The sequence below is a fragment of the Aeromonas sp. 9A genome, assembly GCF_963900955.1.
Classification (GTDB): domain Bacteria; phylum Pseudomonadota; class Gammaproteobacteria; order Enterobacterales; family Aeromonadaceae; genus Aeromonas; species Aeromonas salmonicida.
Map to the genome: position 1 here is coordinate 351,136 of NZ_CAWRFG010000001.1, position 16,633 is coordinate 367,768.

The following is a 16,633-nucleotide window of genomic DNA, read 5'->3' on the forward strand; positions in this document are numbered from 1 at the left end:
TTCGACAGATCACATACTCATATGGAGTTCTGTAGTAGCCTCTATTAATCTCGATTAGCCCTAATTCATGCAGAGTCATCGCCCATGGCATTATCTGTCTTCAAGTGCTCTTTCTGGCTTCAAGCCTTTTTGTTGCGTCGTGGTCTACAAGCACCAGATCAACGCGGGCTCTACGCCTATCACTGTAGCCATGAAGAATATGTTGCTCTGCGGGATTTGCTCCGCCAACTAGGGGGGGGCGATGCGATATTACAGGACAAGGCTGCCTGTGCATGTTTGGTGCTATATGGCTCGGAGTGGTATCGACGTGAGTACCTCAGCGAATATGCCTGGACTTGGGATCCGATCTGGAAAACTTTGGGATTTAACCTGTCGCCGGGAGAACTGAGCAAGGCCATCCCGAAAGGGCTGGAGGGGTATTGGAAACGTCCCCTTCATTTCTACGAAGCAGGTCATCGGGATTTTCTGGGGTCGCTGTTTGGCGAGGGGGGCTTGCCCTTTCAGGTATTGCGTGAGGGAGGTAGCCGCTTCCAGTCTCTGTTTGATCGTTTGCTAAGGCAGAATGACCAGTGGCACCTGTTGGGATTTAACACCCTCCAGCAGGTGGAGCAACAGCTGGAAAAGGCAAACCTTCCTCAGGTGTTTGCCTCACGTACGTCGGTCGAACTGATTGCGCGCATGGTTGATGAGCTTGTCGCTTTGGTCCGAAATTATAGGTTGGCGCAGGCGGATGAGCCTGTTGTCCACCTGGATGCCCAGAATCCCAAGTGGCGAGAATTGTTTCCTCTACCTCTGGATAACGAGACTGGCAGCGAACTCCTAAATGGTTTGTTAAAGACTGCGACTGTCGAGGGCAAAAGGCGACACAGGGATACTAGGGGATGGTCCTGTCGACACCTTTGGCATGAGGCGCAGCCGGATGTGTTCAAGGTTCAGATCTCAACGCCTGAGGAAGTGGTGTTTCGTCTTACGGCACAACCATCCACCACTCGTTTTGAGCTGGTCATTGCCGAAGATGGGTTGGTGATTGCTGACCTTGGTCCCGGCTATGCGCTGGTGGACAATGGTGCTGCGCGCATTCGCTTGCGCCTGCGAGAGGTGATTGGCAAGCGGCGGGATTGCAGTATTCCTCTGAGCCTGGTGGCTATGGCTGGCGGTATGCAGATTGCTACCCTGCCGATAGAAGGCAGTGCGGTGGCGCTGGGTGAGGTTCCGTTAGGCTTTGAGCCAATGAACGACCGCTGCTGGCAGCTGTGCGGACAGGCCTCATTCAATATGGCCGGTGAAGAGTTGCTGCTGGTGTTGCCTGACGGCGGCAGTTTGAGCATACCTGACTATTGCGGAGAGGTCATTTACAGCGATATGCCCCCGACGCTCTCGCGTCGTACGGTCAAGGTGCAGGGTAAGGCGCAACTCCTGGTTGAGGGGGAAGAGTGTTACCGGATACGCACGGGCCATGTCGCCGGTATTGGGATTGAATTGGAACTGACTGGTGCCCAGACCGGATGGTCGACCAAGCCTGCTATGACCTTTGTCGGCCTGCCTCGTGTGCAGTGGCCGACCGCTGCTGGAGAGCTGCAACAGCAAGGCAGTGACCTATATGTGGCTGGCAAGCAGTCAGGTACCGGCTTGCTGCAGGAGATGCTCGGTACTCAGTATGTATCGGTGCGCAACCGAGCCGGCGATACCTTGCTGCGCCGCAGGGTAGGCATCTTGCCGACGGATTTCCGTGTTGAGCTGCGTAGTGGTGAGGCACCGGGGATGGGCAGCATTCTGGTGTACTCCCGGCAGCGCTGTCTGCTTCAGGTTGATGACAAAAGCCTGCAGGTACAGCAGGTAAAGCATGAAGATCATACAGAGCTTAAGCTTTCGGCAAAGGGCTTCCCCCCGATCAGGATCCGGCTTTCCGTTTTCCCGAGCTTGATGGCCGATCCGGTGGAAATTGATCTGCCATTTCCCAGCTCGGGTTGCTTGGCTTTTGACGGCAACGGGAAGCAGCTGAAACGTACTTTCAGTGTCGATGACCTGCTTGGGGCCAGATTGTTTTTGTTTGGCCGATCCGATACACCCACTCGCTTTGGTATTGAGCTGACCCTCAGGGGCAGCGTGGCTAGGAATGCTTGTTACAGCTGGTGCTACACGGCTGCTGAGAAGCCGCTAGAGATCAGTCTGTTCAGCATCCGTGAGCAGATTTTTGATCTGCTGTCGCTTCAGTCAGGTATCGATCAGGTCGCCGAGTTACGGGTGTTTGGTAACGGTCAAGACGTCAGTTACCGCATCCGCAGGTATGCGACGGAGATGCAACTGGATCTCGATGGTCGGATGCTGTGTGCTGCCAATCTGCACTATGACTCTGGCGATATCCCTAAGCCGGTATTTATGCTGTTGCATGACCCTATGCGCAGTCCCATCGAACTTAGTTCCCGAACATCTGATGGTGTACCCACTGGCTACTTCGAGTTGCCGGCAGCCGTTGAGAGGGACGGTCCTTGGCTGGTACTGCCCAGAGCTGACTCATCGGTATCCTTCCGTCCGCTCTTTTTCGCAGGAGACTGGCAGCCTGTGGTGTCTGGCGAAGATATCCAGAGTCTGCAAAAGGCAGTGCTTACCTTCGATCATGCTTCACCTGTCAGTTCTTTCGCGTCCGTACTGGATGCCATGGCGATAAACCCCATGCATAGCGGCTGGCAGTTTTTGCAGGCCTTGTATGAAGGATACGGCTATCTGCCGTTGGCTACCTTCGAGGTCTGGAAGGCTCTGGTGGGACATACCCACGCATTTGCGATGGCGCTATTCAAGTTTGAGATGGAGGCGAAATTTCTTGGCCGGTTGGAGGCTGAGTTCCCCCTTTTCTGGGAGTTTCTTCCCATCGCAGAAATCCATCTTGCGGCCAAGCGTTTTGCTGCATTCCTTAAGGTGAAGGGAGTTGCTGAAGAGGCTGCTGATACCCTGATCGGACGAATGTTTTCGAGATTGGGGGAAACTTATCCATCCTACGGTCAGAGTGTGCAGCACTTCCTTTCAGGCAAGCCTGTTGGCCCGGAGATCAAGGTGCCTCTAGCGGTCCTGTATGGCTGGTACCTTGAGTTGATTCGCGAGCGCAGCGAGGCCCAGTGGCCGGAGTTCGGGGGCAAGCGCCTAGAGCGTTGGTACAGCAGCCAAAGCGACTCGGTAATCGCTTTTAAGCCGGATATGGATTACCGCAATGCAGTGCGCTATCTCCCGGTTTTTGCTGCTGCAGTCGCCTGTGGCAAAGCCCAGTTCACCGATGTATTTACGGACGGAGTAGAGGCGATTTTCTTCCTGCGCCAAGTCCGCGATTTCGATTCAAAATGGTTCAACTCAATCTACCAGTATTGCTTGTTGAACAGCGTCATGGAAATGAATAAGGCCGAGTTGTTAAATGGATAAGTATTTTTCTGGGCTGGTCGAGCAGGCGCTTTCCCGCACCACTGAGTCCACCTTGAGCATCTTGAGTATCACCGATCCAGGCTTGCGTGAGCACCTCGGTAGTCTGATGCGTGCGGACTGCGGCAAAGATGGGGCATTCTTGGCACCCCCTCTGTTCGAACAGACCTTCGGTTGGGAGGAGTCCTCACTCACGATGGAGCAGTTGGCGAGTAATGAGCGCTTGCTTAGCAAGGCGATCGTTGCTTCGCTCGACGGTAAGGTGAATGGGCGTTACCGCTTTGGGGCAAGCTGGAAGCCCTTTACCCACCAGTTGGCGAGCTGGCGCTCCTTACTGGAGAAGAAGCACTCGGTAGTCGTCACCAGTGGTACCGGCTCGGGCAAGACCGAATGCTTTATGGTACCGGTGCTAGAGGATCTGTATCGCGAGTACCATGGCACAGGTCTTAAGCCGCTGGTCGGTGTCCGGGCTTTGTTCTTGTATCCACTGAACGCCCTGATTAACTCGCAACGTGAACGCTTGAATGCTTGGACTCAGAGTTTTGGAAGTGGTATCCGCTATTGCCTTTACAACGGTAATACACCGGAGCTGCAGGCCAAGGTGCGTAGCGAGCAGAGCCAAAAGCCTAACGAGATTCTGTCACGCGAGCTGATGCGCTCGCAACCGGCCCCCATTCTGGTCACCAACGGCACCATGCTCGAATACATGATGGTGCGCCAGGTTGATGCGCCCATTGTAAGAATTTCCAGAGAGCAGAAGTCGCTGCGCTGGATCGTTCTGGACGAGGCCCACACCTACGTGGGGTCGCAGGCGGCTGAGTTGGCATTGCAGCTGCGTAGGGTGATGACAGCCTTCGGCGTTACGCCCAAGGATGTCCGCTTCGTGGCGACCTCGGCGACCATTGCCGGTGAGGATGCCGCAGGACAGCTGAAGAAGTTCCTTTCGGATCTGTCCGGGGTGCCGGTTGCGCAGATCGATGTTTGGGGCGGGAGTCGGGTCATCCCTTCTCTGGCGCTTTGTAAACAAACGCCGACTGCTCTGGATACGATCGAATCCATGTCGGCGGTCAACGCTAACGATCCAGAGGTTCATCCCGACCGATACGATGCCCTGGTGCACTCTCCACAAGCCCGCGCACTGAGAAACCTGCTGATCACCAGTCCTAAACCATTGAAGCTGACCGAGATGGTCAGCCATATGCGTCAGAAGGGCGGATGGTCGCTATCGCAAGGAGAAATACTGCGCTGGTTGGATGTGTGTTCGGGTACTCGGCCTTCGGCTAGCGAGCCGGCGTTTCTGAAATTGCGAGCGCACTTCTTCCAGCGTACTACTCACGGGTTGTGGGCCTGTTTTGACAAGCACTGTTCCGCCAAGCAGGGCACACCTCTCCAGCAAAACTGGCCCTTTGGCTATGTCTATGCCAACCAGCGGCAAACCTGTACCTGTGGCAGCCCGGTTTTTGAGCTGGCTTTCTGTAATGACTGCAATGAACCTCATCTGCTAGCTCGGGATAAAGGGGGCAAGCTGATACAGTGGGAGAGTTCTGGTGGTGATGAGTTTTCACTCCAGGCTGAAATACCAGGTGAGGAGGATCGCTCTGAAACCAATGTCCCGGCAGGGCCACTCAAAATCCCGGTCATTCTCTGTTCTGCTGAGAACTACTCAAATGAGTTCATACCTGTCGAATTTGACAGGGAGTCAGGTTGTTTTTTTGCCAACACCGGTAAAGGTGAACGGCTTGGCCTGAATGACCATGAGGCTGTTTGCAGCAGAAAAAATTGCGGGTACAAGGGATTTCAAGGCTCATTCCCCTTTCGCCGCGCCATGTTAGGCGGGCCTTTCTATGTGGCCAATGCCGTGCCGACAGTTCTTGAATACTGTCAGGACTATCAGGAAGAAGATCAGAAGCCGGACTATGGTCCCCAGTCTCTGCCGGGTAGAGGCCGTCGGCTGATTACCTTTACGGACAGCAGGCAGGGCACGGCGCGCATGGCTGTTCGTATGCAGCAGGAGGCCGAGCGCAGCAGGTTGCGCGGACTTGTCTTGGAAATTCTGAGCTGGCACCAGCGGAGCCAGACCACCTCGTCGGCGGATGCCAGCAGCCTCGACCCGTCGGTGTTACATCAACTTATTGCCAAGGCGAAAGCTGACGTGGAGTTGTACCGCAGCATTGGCATCAAGGAGGAAGCCAGAGCCGCAGAGGAAAAAGTCGCGCGACTCTCGGCCATGCTAGCTGCAACTACTGGATCGAAAATTAGGCCAAAGCTGGTTTCTCTAGCCTGGCCGGATCTCGCCAATGAGCTCAAGCAGAAGGCGGACTTGAAAGGCTCGATGCTGCTTTACAACAAGTATCAGAAGCCCGAGATATTCAGAGACAATGATGGCCCCTACAAGCTGGCGGAGATGCTGCTGTTCCGCGAGTTCATGCGCCGTCCGAGACGGCAGAACAGTCTGGAAACCCAGGGACTGGTGAAGGTCGAATACGTTGGCTTGGCTAATGTCCAGGAAGTACCGGCGTACTGGGAACAGAAAGGCCTGACGCTCGATGATTGGCGTGACTTCCTGAAGGTGGCGCTGGACTTTCATGTTCGGGAAAACAGCTATATCCAGGTCGATGAGGGCTGGTTGAGTTGGATCGGCAGCCGCTTTTCTGCCAAGAGTCTGCGTAATCCCGAGTCGAAAGAGTCTGATGAGATTCGTGTCAAACGCTGGCCTCAGGTCCGTAACGGCAACTATTCCCAGCGACTAACTAAACTGTTATTGCTTGGTGCTGGATTGAATCCGGCCAGCACTGCCGACGTTGATTTGGTCAATGCTTGGCTGCGGGCTGCTTGGGCGCAGTTGACAAGACCAGGCTCAGCGCTTAAGGCTGACGAAAACCGATACTTCCTGCCCAGAGAGCACATGCTGTTCTCGTTGGTTGATCGGGCTTATGTCTGTCCGGTGACCAACAAGCTGTTGGATACCACCTTCAAAGGCCTTACCCCTTACCTGCCTACTCATCTGGATTTTTCGCGGCTGACTGAAGAGCAGCGTAAAAGCTATCAGGCGGAGCTGGTTGAGCTACCAAGCTTGTGGGATTTTGAGCGTTCGCAGGATGACTATGCGCCTGGACTTGCGCGACTAAGAAATCTGGTGGCGAATGATCCGTTGGTCAACGCTCTGCGAGCGCGGAATCTGTGGACGGACATCAATGATAGGGCTGTGGAGGGTGGCTACTATTACCGTACTGCAGAGCACTCTGCCCAGCAGTCTTCTGAACGTCTCGGCTCCTATGAAGAGATGTTCAAAAAGGGGCAGCTCAACGTCCTGAACTGCTCCACTACCATGGAGATGGGCGTGGATATTGGCGGTATATCTGCCGTGGTCATGAACAATGTACCTCCGCACCCGGCCAACTATCTGCAGCGTGCCGGTCGTGCGGGGCGAAGCAAGGAATCCAGAGCGCTTGCCTACACCCTTTGTAAAAACAACCCGCATGATCAACAGGTTTTCGCCAATCCGGGTTGGCCGTTTGAGACGAAGATCCCCGCACCAGTGGTGGCGTTGAACTCCGAGCGACTCGTGCAACGGCACGTTAACTCACTACTGTTGGCGGACTTTCTCTGCAATGTGGTGGGCCCCACTCAGACAGAGAAAACCAGTTTGAATACCCAGTGGTTCTACGACGATGAGCATGGTGCCTCGCAGTGTGACCGGTTTATTGAGCGAATGGGCCAAGTTGTCTCAAGCCTAGATGATGTACTGAAGGACTTGGTGAGGGGCACGGCTCTGGCCGGAGTGGATGTAGTACAGCTGCGTCGCCGTTCAGTTGATGCGATCAAGCCATTGCAGAGCCGCTGGTTGAAGAGTTATCGCTTCCTGCTTTCTGAGGAGAAGCAGACGAAAGCCAACAGCCCTTATCTGAAGCGCCTTCAAGTAGAGAAGACCCGCCATTGCAATGAGTACTTGTTGCGGGACCTTGCGGCGCGCACCTTTCTCCCCGGCTACGGCTTCCCCACCGATGTGGTTAACTTCGATAACTTCACGATAGAGGATTACGTTCGTGAGCGTAATCCTAGTAGCGCTCTGAAGCAGGACCGTGAGGACAATGTATCCCGATACAAGGGACTGCCTTCACGCAACCTGTCGATAGCCATTCGCGAGTACGCTCCTGGCGCAGAAATTGTTCTAGATGGTCGGGTGTTCAGATCTGCCGGTGTTTCCCTTCACTGGCATAACCTCAATGCAGACAGCAAAGAGGCGCAGAAATTGGACATCGCGTGGCGTTGTGATGTTTGCGGCACGGTGGATTATGAGGAGGCGCTGGTGAGGGCCGACGAGCTGACTTGCAGCAATGTCGACTGTCAGGCGCTGATTAAGCCCCAGAACATTCGTAAGGTCCTGCGGCCCACTGGCTTTGTCACCGATGCCTATGTGTCGGTATCCAATGACATCCAGCATCAGAAATTCATCCCAGTTGAAACTGCCTGGGTTTTCGTAAATGCCAGCAAGACTCCGCTGCCAAATCCGGCAGTTGGGGCGATGACCTATGGTGCCGATGGGAAGGTCTTCCATCATAGCTCAGGTGAGCACGGAGCAGGTTTTGCCTTGTGCATGAGTTGTGGCCGAGCGGAGTCCATGCAGCCGGATGGAACGTTTCCGCGAGACCTGTCACCGTCCGGTGACCACTATCCGCCGCGCCCGACCAAAGAGGATAAGGACCAGAACAACAAGCGCCTCCCGTGCCAGGGAAGCGGGAGCATTCTTCCAAGCGTAAGCCTTGGTGCTGTGGCTACCACTGATGTGTTTGAGCTCACCTTGCATCATCCAGTACGCGGTGAGTTTATTTCAGACTCGGCGCAGGGCAGTGTAATTGCCATGACGCTCACTGTAGCTCTGCGTGCCGCCCTAGCTGAGATATTGGGGGTATCTGCTTCCGAACTGGGCTATGCAACCCGCCCAAGCAAGCTGCCCAGCGGGCAGCCCATTCGCGTCCTTCAGCTTTTCGACGTCATCAGCGGTGGTGCGGGCTTTGCTACTAGCGCACCGTTGCATGTCGAACGACTGTTGCGCGGGATGGTGGAAAGGCTCCACTGCAAGCATTGTGAAACTGGTTGTAGTGAGTGCCTGCTGGACTCTCAAACGCGGCATAACCACGACAAGCTGGATCGCCAAGCAGCGCTCGACTGGCTAGACTCGGACTTCATTCATCACGTGGGGTTGACCACCGAAAACAAACTCTCCTTTGCTGATGGCCAATATGCGCCTGGCAGTATTGAGAGCGTTCTGCGCCGGCTGATAAATGAGGGGGCTGAGAGGGTCACTCTGCTGACCTCTGGTGATATGGGGGAGTGGGATCTTCTCGCACCACAGTTCCGTAAGGCGATTCAGACCTATGTTCTGGTTGATGAGCTGACTGTCGATCTGCTCGTGCCAGCGGATATCAACGATGAGGAGCTCGTGCAGGATCTCGAGCGTCTGTCGAGCCTTGGAGTGAATGTCGGGAATGCCATTACTAAGCCAGGTGAGCATGTCGTTGCCCAAGCATTTATAGGGGACGAGGTTATTACGCTGGCCTCGCGCAGCCTTGTGGCAACCGTCCCAGGCTGCAGTTGGCATCAAAGCGATGAGCTAGTCGTTCTCTCAAGAAGTCAGCCGGGTCTTGACTGGAAAGCGATGGACTTTTCAAGGGTTTTTAGTGGGTCCCGAGGTAAGGTAGGGATCGTCGATATATCAATTCATGATGAGCTCAATGGGTCGCTGCTGCAGTTCGGTGAGCGTTTCTGGGAGCTGCTTGGCGCTAGAGATCAGCAAGTTGCTGATGTGATTGCAACTGCGAAGATCAATAGGCTGACCTACTCAGATCGTTACATTCAGAACCCCGCAGTCGTGACGATCCTGGGTGCGGTTCTGAAGAATCTGAAGAGCCGTATTTCTGCCGACGCAGTTGTGCAGGTGAAGACCCTATTCAAATCAGGTCGGATGCAAGGGCGTAAGGCCTTTGATGACTGGGCCAGCCAGGACGATTTCGAGTTCTTTTCACGCAATTGGCTGTCGGCCATGGTTGGGCGTCAAGTTGAACTGATTATGGAGTCGTCGAATCGTGAAATCCCTCATCACCGTAGGTTGGAGCTTGAGTTTGAAGACGGCAGGACGCTGAAGGTCCGGTTCGACCAAGGTGTCGCCTATTGGCAGGTTCGCTTCGGCTCGCACAGTGACATGTGGTTTGACTTTGCTCTGCCAGCTCAAGACCAGCTCATGCACATGGCTAGGGTGGTTGAGGGTGCCCGGATACAAAACTCCGAGCAAAAGTGGGCAACAGATGTACTAGTCGAACTTAAGGTTGGCGTTAATTAATTGTGAGCATCGATTATCACCTGATGCTGGATTGAAGCCAGTATCAGGTGGCTAAAAAAGCTGGTGTGTTGACTTACTCCGCTCGACCGGTTTGCTGCGTACACGGCATTGACGTAAAGGCGGCACAAAACGCGTGGATGGAGGAATTGGCAGAGAGCCCGAAATACGATGAACCGAAGAGCAGAGCACACGCCACTGGTACCCGGCAGGTAAGAACGCAACATTCAGGCGCTTGGGTCTGATAATAGTCCATGCCGATTACTCGGAATGTGCCTCCGTGCTGGTGGTCAAACGCCCCGACATGTTCGGATTTCGCAATCCTGGTCTGATGCGCATCCCCCTGGAAGATGTGATTGCGGGTGGTAATACAGACTGCCGAAACCGACTGCTGCATCAGATGTTTCTGCTGATCGGCCTGGGGGAACGGGCTGGTTCTGGTATGCCGAAGATTTTCAGTGGGTGGAGGTCGGCCAACTGGCGGCCTCCCAAGCTATGAGAGAAAGACTCGCTGCCACAGACCTTGCTGGAGCTTTCCTTGGCGAGCCTGATTCTCGATGAGACTCGGCCCCAGTTGTTCAGAATGTTTGGTGAAGAGTTCAACCGGCTCGATGCTTTCGAGCAGCTGATTGTGACTACTGCCACCGTCGAGGGGGGGGTCAATCATGAGCGGTCCTGCCAGTTAACGACACAACACTCCCGTGAAGTGACCCTGGCGCTACCGCGCCTTGAGCACAGAGGTTTTTTGGCGGCCAGTGGTGAGTTCAAGCAAAAGATTTATACCCTGCATGGTGTCTCTCTCCCTACGCCGAATGAGGTATTCTCTTTTGCTTCCTCATCCCCAGAGATGGAAGATAGCAGCTCCACACATAGCGGCGAGGGCTCTACGGATAACGCCACCAGAGATCCGCACGGGCGACTAATCTCGGAGCATTTTGACGCCCCCTATATCGATGATGTGGCTCACCTAAGCGAAACCATGCGGCAGCAGCTCTTCCAGCTGGCCTGGGAGCCACGCCAGAAAAAGCGCCTGGATCGCAACACCATGGAGGCCGCACTGCTCCGGGTCTGTCAGGGGCATTTTGTCTCCATCTCGGCACTCGCCAACATCGTCGAGAGAGACGCGCAATCCATTCGGCAGCAGTATCTGAAGGGGCTGGTGGACACGGGCACGCTCAGGCTGGCTTTCCAGCAATTTAAGACTCATTCAAAGCAGGGTTATATCGCCGCCCCCGAGCATTCGACGCCATCACCACAAGGTTCATCATGAAAATACTGAACACAGAACAGCAGGCCAAACCCCGCACCCGCCGTCTGCGCAAGAAGCTGCGCGTCGGGGAGTTTCAGGAGCTTGGCTTTACCATCAGCTTCCGCTTCGATAGCCTGCGCCACACTCTGGATCAGGCCCTCGATCACTGGATCGAGTTTGTCGAGTCCCAGGGCTGGGGCTTTGGCGGTGGTGGCGGTGAAGATTCAGACATCCTGTCGGGTTATCTGGTCAGCTTTGAGCGGGGTACCCTCGGCGAAGTTGATCGGGAGCGCGCCCGCCAGTGGCTGGATAACCAGCCCGGCTTTGCCTGTATCCAATGTACCGAGCTGAGCGATGCCTGGCACGGTCCCTGGGAGGAGTGAGCTGGTGGCAATGGAGCATCTCGGCATGAGAGCAATAGCCACAAAAAACCAAGGAATACACCTAATTTTGGCGCGTCGGGTTTCGATCTCGGGAATCATCTGATCGCGTATGTGATCACCCGTAACGAGACAACCAAATTTTTTGACGGGCGTTGAGCGGCAGATATACACGCCTGCGGCCTTACCACTCAAATCACCATGATCATTACCAACCCTAGACAGGACGTGGCTTTGCTCGTTGCCATCTTCTAGGGATAGGTGATCAGGTAAGGCTGATCTGATCAGATTGCGCTCGGATCAGGCAAGGTTGATCTGATCAGATAGACCTGATCATCTCCGGTGATCAGGTCTCAGATTTTTTCCAGGTACCAGCCCCACGGCTCGTTTTTGTAGCCTATCGGACTTGAGACGCACTGCCAGCCAACGTGGTATAGGTCATTGTTCAAACGCCGAAACACCATTCTGTGGTTTGAGCTGGCCACTCCCACGTAATCCGTCAATTGTTGACTGGTTACTCCGGGGTAGGTTGCCACTGCCCAAATGTGGGCATGATGGGGATGCCAGGACATTTTGGTCACAACGTGCGTCACGTTATCAATCGGCCCCATATCTTCAAGGGCAATGCTTCTGGATAATTTATCCATAAGCCACCGGGAGCGTTGCCCGTTTTGCCGATTTATCTTAGCCACAGTTTTTGGGTCAGCGAAAATAGAGGGGAACACCAACGGTTTAACAATCGTTATTCTTTGACGTTCTATTTGTCTTTCCAGCTTCTTGCGCCGTCCGCAATAGTCATACCTCCACCACTCATCCTCTGTCATACGCTGGTATGCGTTATCACCATACATGAGGCGTAAGCTTTCCTCTATGGCGTGCCACTCGTTTTCCTCGTTCTCTTCTGCACTCATCCAATAGACCTTTGGTAAACTTCCGTTTGCTGATTAGAATATCCCTTAGTTTGGCTGTCCGGTCCTGTGTGGTATTTTTGGAGAATACCTTCTATTTGTCTTTGCTTAATTTACCCTGATACTGCGACTGAATTGATAATCCTTGACGGCGGGTGGCCGTTCCCCCTTGGTTTCAGCCTTGGCCAAATAGCTCAAGCGGTAAATCAGCAACCTGTGTTCATCCAGACGATCACGATGAACGTGATAAAAAGGGTTATCAGGTAGGGAAAGATTGCCATAGGTCCACATTGCTTTAGCTATACGGTAAACCGTGTCTGAGTGTTTAACCTTCTGCCCGTCAAGTAGTAGTGCCAAGTGGTAGTGCTGGGCTTTGGACTTTCCTTGTTCTCTGACCCAGATATAACCATTGTAAATCTGGCCATAATGATGGATTAACTGACATTTTAACTGTTGGCAAAATTGGCTGATCGGCCGGTTATCCTTTGTCCATTGCTTCATCTTTAACTCCAAGCGAATAGCCGTGAGCTTGCTTGTCTTACTGAAGAATTTTTCCATAATTTGAAAAATTCCATCCATTATCTCTCGTCTGATATGAAAGCTTTTGATGACCGCCCAAGCATAGCCTTGATACTCATAGTTAAAGGGTAATGATAAAGAAGAATCATTATTAAAATCGGGCATATATTATTAATATCCTAGCGATTTGGGCAGCAGTGGATCGCAGCTTTCCCCCGTCGTTTATGGCCGGATTGCTCTGCAATAGGCATTTCTGTTTAAGGAAAAAACGGCCTCAATGTTCCACTTTGTTACATCAAGTACCAAATAAGGGAGGCGATTGCCTCCTCTTTTTTATTCAGCGTTGTGTTAATAGGGCTTCAATCTGTTGTTTTGTCCACCCCATGATCCGCCCGTTATTATGTCTCAGGGGAGAGGGGAGCTTGGCCAGTGCGATCCAGCGATAGATGGTCGTTCTTGAGCACCCCAGCACTCGCTGCAGGTCTTTATGTTTGAGTATTGGTTGAAGAGTACCGCTATCTGCTGCTGCCAAAGTGCGATAGCAAAATGGCGATTTGGCCATTATTTGCCCTCCATCAGCTCGGCCAGCCACCGCTGGTAAACCGATTCAGGCCAACCCACCGTTTTGCCGTGAATCTTGATGGGTTCAGGAAAAACGCCATCGCGCACCCATGCCCACAGGGTGCGACGATTGCGACCTACCAGTTCACAAATTGCTGTAATAGAAAGGATTTTTTGAGAAATCATTACTCACCTCGTCTCATTGGATTTGATGGGTGCATCTTCCCGGATTTATTTTCAGATGTGAGGTGAGCAAAGGTTAAATCACGGTGAGTTAAGTTAACTCACCGTGATTGATTTTAATTTAACCAGTTTTGGATGGTGTTTTTGTCAATGCTGGCCAATTGGCACTGTATTTGATCCCGCTCTCTTGAGTCCATTAGCGTTTGTATTGCTTCTGCAATCGCTGTGTTCGACCACTCCTCGAACTGTTTGTTGACCAGAAAGAGAAAGGCTATCGAGGAGTGAGCGCACCGGCTCAGAAGTTGCCGGATCAGCTCCTCGGCAGGGCACTGCAGGGCGTGACCGAGCTCGGTGACCAGCTGGTGATAGTTCGAGGATATGAGGGAATGCTGCTCAAAGGCGATGGTGGCCAGTGCATCGTCCCGTTCCACCAGCAACTCGGTCAGAAAGCAGAGCATGGCATGTTTTTTAGGTGAGTATCGTTGGGGCTTGTTCAGCGGTTGTAAGCGTTGAATGGCTGAATGTTGGGCTGTGTTGCCGAGTAATCGCTGCATGCTTTCATGAGTCAACCACAGATGTTCCGGCAATACACGATGATCTGGGACCGCAGGTTTTTCAATAGAGGTCACAGGTACAATGGAGACCTGGAAGCCTTCAATCGGGTTATCAATGTTAAGCAAATAACCATGTTTCAAAAAGAAGGAGCGGAAATCCACTGCCCCATGAGATTCAAGCTGCTTGGTAAAGCTGTGTCCCACAGCCCAGAGTCCGGATGCCTTGGCCATCATGGTCAATGGAAAAGTAACCCCGCCGTAGCTGAAGCGGTAAAACATGGGGACGTCACCAAGCTGCTTTTTCGGACGCACATCATTGAAGTTGAGTTGCGCGAGTCCAAATTCTCCCTCAGTAATCTTCAGCGTAGCCCTGACCAGCCTGGCCTGATATTCCATCTGTTTATCGAGGGAGTCATTTGGCTGTATTGGAATTAGATTACGTATGATGACGGCACATTCAGCCTCTTTCAGCATCAAAAAAAGCGTGGTTTTCTGATTGGCTGCCCAATGGATGATATCGTCGATCTCACAACCCACTATGGTCGCAGCCCGAGAGATTTTGAGGTAGTCCCTATCCAGTAAAATGTTTCTTGTCATGATTACTACAATCGTCCACCAGCGTGATTGAACGGGATGATATTGGTGTTGGTGGGGCTGTTCCAGATAATTGACTGCCATAGTTCCAGAGCTACTTTTTGCTCTGACAGTCGATGATCATGGATGTAGTGGCTCATTACACCTTTGAGGCTATGGCCTGAGATGATCTCGATAACATGAGGCGCAATGCCTGCTGCGGTGAGATGGGTGGCTAGAGAACGTCGCAGATCATGGAAGGTCCAGTGGGGGGTATGGCCAAGCCTCTTTGATAACTTGTGGCCATAGGTGGACACAGTATTCAATTTCTTTAGCTGGCCAAGCAGATAGTGAGTTTTGTCCCGCTTCGCGTTGGCTATGAGTTCGGCTATCACAGGCTTAATCTGTTCTGGTATGGCACGAACAATCTTACGTTTAGCTTTGGAGTGTTCGATTGGCACTGTCCATGTCCCAGCAGACAAGTCCCATTCCGTAATATGCGATTCTCGCACTTCTCGAGTTCTGGAGCCAAAAGTCAGCAGTAAGAGTGCCAGCGCACGGTAATAGCTGTTGGAAGAGGGGTTTTTGATCCAATCCATGAGTGAGTGGACTTCTGTCATGCTCAGTACCCGATCTCTTTTTCCACCTCTCTTACCCACATCCGCAATGGTCAGATCATTGAGAGCCTCAGAGACAGCGTAACGCCGAACACGGCAATACTTCAGCGCCTGTTTTGAGATCTGGAAGAGCATGCCAGATGAAACAGGGGCATGTTTACTGCATTCATCAAATGCAGTCAGCCAGTGTCTGGTTTCACAATCCACCAGTGGCAAGTCACCGATCTTGGGAAAGAGCCACTTTTGGAATAGTGGCCTGATTTTGTGGGCGTTCTTTCTGTTCTGGGCGGCGTAGTTATCCAGCCAGTAACACATAGCATCTTTAACCGTTACTGGTTTTAGCCGTTCTTCTTTGGCCAGCCTGAGCATCAGTGCAGGGTTGTGGCCAGCCGCGAGCCATCCTTTGCATTGCTCCGTTTTTCGCCTGGCTTCATCAACGTCGATCCCCGCACTGTTGTCCGTGAACTTCCCAAGGGTGACTTCGAGGTTCTTTCCATCGAAGCGATAGCGGAAAACAAAGCTCACCTTTCCACTCGGATGCCAAAAAGCGTTAAGCCCATCACCACGATCTACTTTCCGAATCGGTTTGGGGCCATCGTGTTTGGTGCCCAGCATTTTTCTGAGCGCAGTGATCCCTAATGCCATTTCAAAACCCCACTAAACCCCATAAAAAACCCCACATATGTATCCCTAACTGATATCACAACCTATCACAAGATAGGACGGCGATTCTCATTGGGCCTTATATATCATGGGGCTTTAGGAGGCAAGGCGGGTTTTCTTTGGACGAGATGAAACGTCAGTTGAGGTCTTCGATGGAGAACTCGCCAGCGATACCATCACAGGAGATGGCGAAACCGCCGCTGAAGCGGGTGCTGAACTGGATCAGGAACGCATCGGAATCCTGCTCTTGTACAGGCAGGTTGATGGGTTTGCTACGACGCAGGGGTTTGTGTGTATGTATGGTTTTCATCATGGTATTTCTCTATATAAATTAAGTGTTTGCTCCTTGTGTTGGCAAATGTCAGGTTAATGGACGCGGTTGACTTTGTGGTCAACAAGCGCGCAGGAATACCCAGCCCTGTCAGGGGCGTCTGCACTATCAAGGAATATGCTGATGCATAAATCAAATTGGGTGGGCAGAGCGAGTCTGCGCCGTGAGAGCCGGGCAACGCAGGCAGACAGCCTGACGGTTCTCGAGGCGAGTAAATCAGAGGGAGGTTATGCGGATACTGACAGGATTCATCGTGAGTGAAGCATTGCAGGGTAAACATAAACAGGGCTGATTAACTAGCCGGCGCGCATTCTCTCCTCGATATGAATAAAAAGCAAACAATTATTTGG

Annotated in this window: 11 protein-coding genes; 5 read left to right on the plus strand and 6 right to left on the minus strand. The window is 52.8% G+C overall.

Annotated elements, in window-relative coordinates:
* Positions 1-84: 84 nt before the first annotated feature.
* The 5 genes from AACX78_RS01755 to AACX78_RS01770 all read left to right on the plus strand — a co-directional run bounded on the left by AACX78_RS01755 (position 85) and on the right by AACX78_RS01770 (position 11,377).
* Positions 85-3,411 (plus strand): STY4851/ECs_5259 family protein, encoded by a 3,327-nt coding sequence (locus AACX78_RS01755; RefSeq protein ID WP_159165205.1) that lies wholly within the window; start codon positions 85-87, stop codon positions 3,409-3,411.
* Complete coding sequence (locus tag AACX78_RS01760) at positions 3,404-9,748, plus strand: DEAD/DEAH box helicase (protein WP_159165206.1); 6,345 nt, start codon at positions 3,404-3,406, stop codon at positions 9,746-9,748. Before AACX78_RS01755 ends, AACX78_RS01760 begins: the two co-directional genes overlap by 8 nt.
* A 301-nt stretch (positions 9,749-10,049) precedes the next feature.
* Positions 10,050-10,244: an ATP-binding protein gene (locus AACX78_RS22145; protein WP_407704527.1), complete on the plus strand. Its 195-nt coding sequence runs from the start codon at positions 10,050-10,052 to the stop codon at positions 10,242-10,244.
* Positions 10,245-10,283: 39 nt separating this feature from the next.
* Positions 10,284-11,015, plus strand: coding sequence for a hypothetical protein (locus tag AACX78_RS01765; RefSeq protein WP_159165207.1), 732 nt, complete (start codon positions 10,284-10,286; stop codon positions 11,013-11,015).
* Positions 11,012-11,377, plus strand: coding sequence for a 50S ribosome-binding protein YggL (locus tag AACX78_RS01770; RefSeq protein ID WP_159165208.1), 366 nt, complete (start codon positions 11,012-11,014; stop codon positions 11,375-11,377). Before AACX78_RS01765 ends, AACX78_RS01770 begins: the two co-directional genes overlap by 4 nt.
* Positions 11,378-11,727: 350 nt before the next feature.
* Here the strand turns inward: AACX78_RS01770 and AACX78_RS01775 are convergent, their stop codons facing one another.
* From AACX78_RS01775 to AACX78_RS01800, 6 genes are all read right to left on the minus strand, one after another.
* Entirely contained in the window at positions 11,728-12,285 is a 558-nt protein-coding gene (locus AACX78_RS01775) for a hypothetical protein (protein WP_159165209.1), read from the minus strand.
* A 105-nt stretch (positions 12,286-12,390) separates the two neighbouring features.
* Complete coding sequence (locus AACX78_RS01780; RefSeq protein WP_159165210.1) at positions 12,391-12,966, minus strand: YagK/YfjJ domain-containing protein; 576 nt, start codon at positions 12,964-12,966, stop codon at positions 12,391-12,393.
* 396 nt (positions 12,967-13,362) lie between these two features.
* Positions 13,363-13,548 carry a helix-turn-helix transcriptional regulator gene (locus AACX78_RS01785; RefSeq protein WP_096117747.1) on the minus strand — a complete coding sequence of 62 codons (186 nt, stop codon included), beginning with the start codon at positions 13,546-13,548 and terminating at the stop codon, positions 13,363-13,365.
* A gap of 113 nt (positions 13,549-13,661) precedes the next feature.
* Positions 13,662-14,696, minus strand: coding sequence for a hypothetical protein (locus AACX78_RS01790; RefSeq protein WP_159165211.1), 1,035 nt, complete (start codon positions 14,694-14,696; stop codon positions 13,662-13,664).
* Positions 14,697-14,701: 5 nt separating this feature from the next.
* Positions 14,702-15,934 carry a tyrosine-type recombinase/integrase gene (locus tag AACX78_RS01795; protein ID WP_212591125.1) on the minus strand — a complete coding sequence of 411 codons (1,233 nt, stop codon included), beginning with the start codon at positions 15,932-15,934 and terminating at the stop codon, positions 14,702-14,704.
* A gap of 154 nt (positions 15,935-16,088) precedes the next feature.
* Positions 16,089-16,265 (minus strand): hypothetical protein, encoded by a 177-nt coding sequence (locus tag AACX78_RS01800; protein ID WP_021139540.1) that lies wholly within the window; start codon positions 16,263-16,265, stop codon positions 16,089-16,091.
* Positions 16,266-16,633: the final 368 nt, after the last annotated feature.